The organism is Mesorhizobium sp. M7D.F.Ca.US.004.03.1.1, assembly GCF_003998635.1.
GTDB lineage: Bacteria > Pseudomonadota > Alphaproteobacteria > Rhizobiales > Rhizobiaceae > Mesorhizobium > Mesorhizobium loti.
In genome coordinates this window covers 1-5081 of the sequence record NZ_RZQG01000422.1, presented here as the reverse complement: position 1 = coordinate 5081, position 5081 = coordinate 1, and the positions used below count along the sequence as shown (strand labels likewise).

Here is a 5081-nt window from a genome sequence, read left to right as displayed (position 1 = left end):
GACACAAAAATCCTTCACAGTATGGGCTACGCCCAGGAATTGGCTCGCCGCATGAGCGGCTTCTCGAACTTTGCCATTTCCTTCTCGATCATCTGCATTCTGGCGGGCGGCATTACGTCTTTCCCGCTGGCCATGGCCACCGGCAGCGGTTTCGAGGCGACTGTCGGCTGGGTCATCGGGGGCGTCTTCGCCCTTGTCGTCGCCGCTTCGCTCGGCCAGATCGGCTCGGCCTATCCGACCGCCGGCGGCCTCTACCACTGGTCGTCGATTCTGGGCGGACGCGGCTGGGGCTGGGCCACGGCCTGGATCAACTTGCTCGGCCTGATCTTCGTCGTTGCCTCGGTGAATGTAGGCGTCTACCTGCTGTTTCAAGGGCTCGTCGCGGGTCCGATCTTCGGCTGGGACACATCGGCTTGGGGCTTCTGGCAGCAGACGGCGGCAGTCGTCTTGATTACCATCACCCAAGGCCTCTTTAATCATCTCGGCATCAAGACGACGACGATGTTGACCGACTTTTCCGGCTACCTCATCCTCGTTGTTGCGGTCGTCCTGACGCTGACCTTCCTGATCTGGGGGGCGCATGGCTTCGATCTTGCGCGGTTGACGACTTTCGTCAACACGACCGGCGATCTCGGTGGTGGCTATGTTCCGACGGCTCGCACCGCACTCGTGGCCTTCCTGATCGGCCTTCTCTATCCGCTTTACACGATCACCGGCTTCGACGCCTCGGCGCATACCGCCGAGGAAACGCACAATGCCCGCGTTGCGGTGCCCAGAGGCATGATCCACGCGGTCCTGTGGTCTCTCGTCTTCGGTTTCATCATGGCGGTCTCCTTCGTCCTCGCCAGCCCCGATCTCGTGGCGACCGCCAAGGACGGCGGCAATGCCTGGTTCAACCTGTTCAACAATCTGCCAGCGCCAACCTGGCTCAAGGCTCTGCTCGGCATCGCCATCGTGCTGTCGAACTATCTTTGCGCGCTGGCCGGCCTCACTTCGACCTCGCGCATGATCTTTGCCTTTTCGCGTGACGGAGGTCTGCCGGGGTCGTCTTTGTGGAAGCAGGTTTCGCCGACCTGGCGCACGCCCGTCCCGGCTATCTGGCTCGGTGTTGTGCTGTCGATCGCCGCCACGCTCTATTCGCCGGCTTTTGCGGCGCTCGCTGCTGGTTGCGCTCTCTTCCTCTATGTCTCCTACGCCATGCCGATCGCAGCCGGACTTCTGGCGGAAGGAAAGAGCTGGACCGAATTCGGACCGTTCCGGCTCGGCATCTGGTCAAAGCCGTTCGCCGTCATCACCGTGCTTGGTGTTCTGGTGTTGATGTATGCCGGCATCCAACCGCCCTTCGACATCCTGATCAACTATGCGATCGGATTGATCGTTCTGCTCGTCGTTTTGTGGTTCGCCGTTGAAAACCGCCGCTTCCAGGGGCCGCCTATTGGCGATGCGGCAATCGCCAAGCGCAGGGCGACCATCGCAGCGGCCGAAAAGGCCGTTGGCGAATCCGCCTAAACAGCCGATCAAACCGTGGCGGGTCCGCTCGCCACGGTTTTTTATTTCCGTTCAATATGACAAGCCCCAAACGACAAGCGCTGGAGTGCCAAAGGAATGGCCGGAAATTTCTCGTTCGATCAATTGAAGAAAGCGGTTTCCAGCGGCGAGATCGACACGGTGCTCGCTTGCATCGTCGACCTGCAGGGTCGGCTCGCCGGAAAGCGTTTCCTGGCGCAGTATTTCGTCGATTCCGCGCATGACGAGACGCATGGCTGCAACTATCTGCTGGCCGCCGACATCGATATGGAACCGGTGCCCGGCTACAAGGCGGCGAGCTGGTCGAAAGGTTATGGCGACTTCGTCATGAAGCCTGATCTCGCCACGCTGCGGCGCATTCCCTGGCTGGAAAAGACCGCACTCGTGATCTGCGACGTGCTCGACCACCACACCCATGACGACCTGCCGCATTCACCGCGAGCCATCCTCAAGAAGCAGGTCAAGCGGCTGACGGAGCGCGGCTATATCGGCTATTTCGCTTCCGAGCTTGAATTCTATCTGTTCAACGAGACCTACGATTCCGCCCGCAAGAAGCACTGGCAGGGTCTCGATACCGCATCGCCCTATATCGGCGACTACCAGATCGGCATCACCACCAAGGAAGAGGGCGTCATGCGCCGGCTTCGCAACGAGATGGAAGCGGCCGGCATTCCGATCGAGAATTCCAAGGGCGAGTGGGGTCCGGGCCAGGAAGAGATCAATGTGCGCTATGCCGAGGCGCTCGACATGGCCGATCGCCACGTCATCCTGAAGAACGGCGCCAAGGAGATTGCCGAGTCCGAGGGCAAGGCGATCTCGTTCATGTCCAAGTACAATTACGGGCTCGCCGGCAATTCCAGCCACATCCACAATTCGCTGTGGAGCGCCGACGGCAAGACGCCGCTGTTCTTCGACAAGAAGGCCGACTGGACGCTGTCGACGCTCGGCCAGCAATGGGCCGCCGGCCAGCTCAAATACGCCAAGGAGTTCACCTGGTTCCTGGCGCCCTACATCAACTCCTACAAGCGCTTTCAGGCCGGCACCTTCGCGCCGACCAAGATCATGTGGAGCGAGGACAACCGCACCGCCGGCTTCCGCCTGTGCGGCGAGGGCACCAAGGGCATCCGCATGGAATGCCGCATCGGCGGTGCCGACTTGAACCCGTATCTCGCCTTCGCGGCGCTGATCGCCGCCGGCCTTGCCGGCATCGACGAGAAGCTGGAATTGCAGAAGCCGTTTGTCGGCGATGCCTATCAGGCATCTCGTTTGCCGGAGATCCCGAAGACGCTGCGCGATGCCACCGAGACGCTGGCGAAGTCCAAGATGCTCAAGCAGGCGCTCGGCGAGGATGTGCTCGAACACTATGTCCACACCGCAAAATGGGAGCAGTTCGAATACGACCGCCGCATTACGGATTGGGAACTGCATAGAGGGTTCGAGCGGTACTAGGTATCGACCGTTCGTCGGCGCCGCTCCCTCACCCTTACCCTCTCCCCGTGAAGAATGGGGAGAGGGTGTCGGCAGGCGGATGAGGGGCAGCGCCAGGCCATACGATTTTTGTTGTAGAATACGAGGACTTACAAAATGACCGAGACGGTCAAACTCATTACCCCCATCGATGGCTCGATCTATGCCGAGCGGCCGATCGCAACAGATCAGGCGGTCAATGCCGCGGTCGAGCGTGCCAAGGCGGCGCAAGAGAAATGGGCGCTGACGCCGATCGTCGAGCGCGGCAAGTACATGCTCGCGATGCTGGAAGCGCTGGTCGCGATGACCGACGAGATCGTGCCGGAAATCGCCTGGCAGATGGGGCGGCCCGTGCGCTATGGCGGCGAATTCGGCGGCGTCAAGGAACGCACCAACTACATGGTCGAGATCGCCGAGCAGGCGCTCAAGTCGGTGCCGGCCTCCAACCCGAAGGACGGCTTCCGCCGCTATGTGAAGAAGGATCCGCTCGGCGTGGTCATGGTGATCGCGCCGTGGAACTATCCCTATCTCACCGCCGTCAACACCATCGTGCCGGCGCTGATGGCCGGTAATACCGTCATCCTCAAGCATGCGGCGCAGACGCTGCTGGTCGGCGAGCGCTTCCAACAGGCTTTCGACAGAGTGGGTCTGCCCAAGGGCGTGTTCCAGAATGTCGTGCTGAACCACGCTCAGACCGAGAAGCTGCTCGGCTCAGGCAAGATCGACCATGTCAATTTCACCGGCTCGGTCGGCGGCGGCCGCGCCATCGAAAGGGCAGCAGCGGGTACCTTCATGACGCTCGGGCTCGAACTTGGCGGCAAGGATCCGGCCTATGTGCTGCCGGACGCCAAGATGGATCATGCCGTTGCCAATCTGGTCGACGGCGCCTTCTATAATTCCGGCCAGTGCTGCTGCGGCATCGAACGCGTCTATGTGCACGAAAAGGTCTATGACGAATTCGTCGAGGGCTTCATCGCCGAGACGAAGAACTATGTCGTCGGCAATCCGCTCGACCAGGCGACGACGATGGGGCCGATGGCGCAGGCGCGCTTCGCCGACCTGATCCGCGAACAGAAGGCCGAGGCACTGCGCAAGGGCGCGGTGGCGCACATCAACATGAAGGTGGCTAACGACAAGGCCGGCTCGCCCTATCTGGCGCCGGAAGTGCTGACCAATGTCGACCATCAGATGAGCGTCATGCGCGAGGAAAGCTTTGGCCCGATCGTCGGCATCATGAAAGTGCGCAACGACGAAGAGGCAATCGCGCTGATGAACGACAGCCCCTACGGGCTGACGGCCTCGATCTGGACGCGCGACACCGAGCATGCGGTGGCGATCGGCGACCGCATCGAAACCGGCACGGTGTTCATGAACCGCTGCGACTACCTCGACCCTGCCTTGGTCTGGACCGGTGTCAAGGACACCGGCAAGGGTGCGGGCTTGTCGGCCATCGGCTACGACAATCTGACCAGGCCGAAATCATTCCATCTGCGCGAAGCCATCTGATTTATTGAAAGACAAAAATGTCCAAGCTGATCTCCAAATGGAACTACCCCACCACCGTCCGCTTCGGCGCCGGCCGCATCAAGGAATTGCCGGAAGTGCTGGCGGCCACCGGTATCAAGCGGCCGCTGTTCGTCACCGATCCGGGCCTGGCGAAACTGCCGGTCGTCGCGTCGACACTGAAGATCCTCGACGATGCCAAGGTCCCTTACGGCGTCTTCTCCGAGGTCAGGCCGAACCCGGTCGAGTCCAATCTCACCGCCGGCATCGCCGTGTTCAAGAAGGGCAAGCATGACGGCGTCATCGCCTTCGGCGGCGGCTCGGCGCTCGATCTCGGCAAGCTGATCGCCTTCCAGGCCGGGCAGACGCGGCCGGTGTGGGACTTCGAGGATGTCGATGACTGGTGGACGCGCGCCAATTCAGATGCCATCGCGCCGATCATCGCCGTGCCGACCACCGCCGGCACCGGATCGGAAGTCGGCCGCGCCGGCGTCATCACCAACGAGGCGACGCACACCAAGAAGGTCATCTTTCATCCCAAATTGTTGCCGGCCATCGTCATTGCCGATCCGGAACTGTCGGTC

4 protein-coding genes are annotated in these 5081 nt (G+C 61.4%); all 4 read left to right on the top strand.

Features of this window, described 5'->3' with window-relative positions; all coding sequences use genetic code 11:
- Positions 1-1509 (top strand): amino acid permease (locus EN935_RS21670; protein ID WP_206534548.1); only part of this gene is annotated, 1509 nt, incomplete at its 5' end.
- Positions 1510-1605: 96 nt separating this feature from the next.
- Positions 1606-2976: a glutamine synthetase family protein gene (locus EN935_RS21665; RefSeq protein ID WP_127265001.1), complete on the top strand. Its 1371-nt coding sequence runs from the start codon at positions 1606-1608 to the stop codon at positions 2974-2976.
- A 135-nt stretch (positions 2977-3111) separates the two neighbouring features.
- On the top strand, positions 3112-4500 hold the full coding sequence (locus tag EN935_RS21660; protein ID WP_127373594.1) for an aldehyde dehydrogenase family protein: 1389 nt from the start codon (positions 3112-3114) through the stop codon (positions 4498-4500).
- Between the two features lie 17 nt (positions 4501-4517).
- The coding region (locus EN935_RS21655; RefSeq protein WP_127373593.1) for an iron-containing alcohol dehydrogenase at positions 4518-5081 on the top strand (564 nt) is incomplete at its 3' end.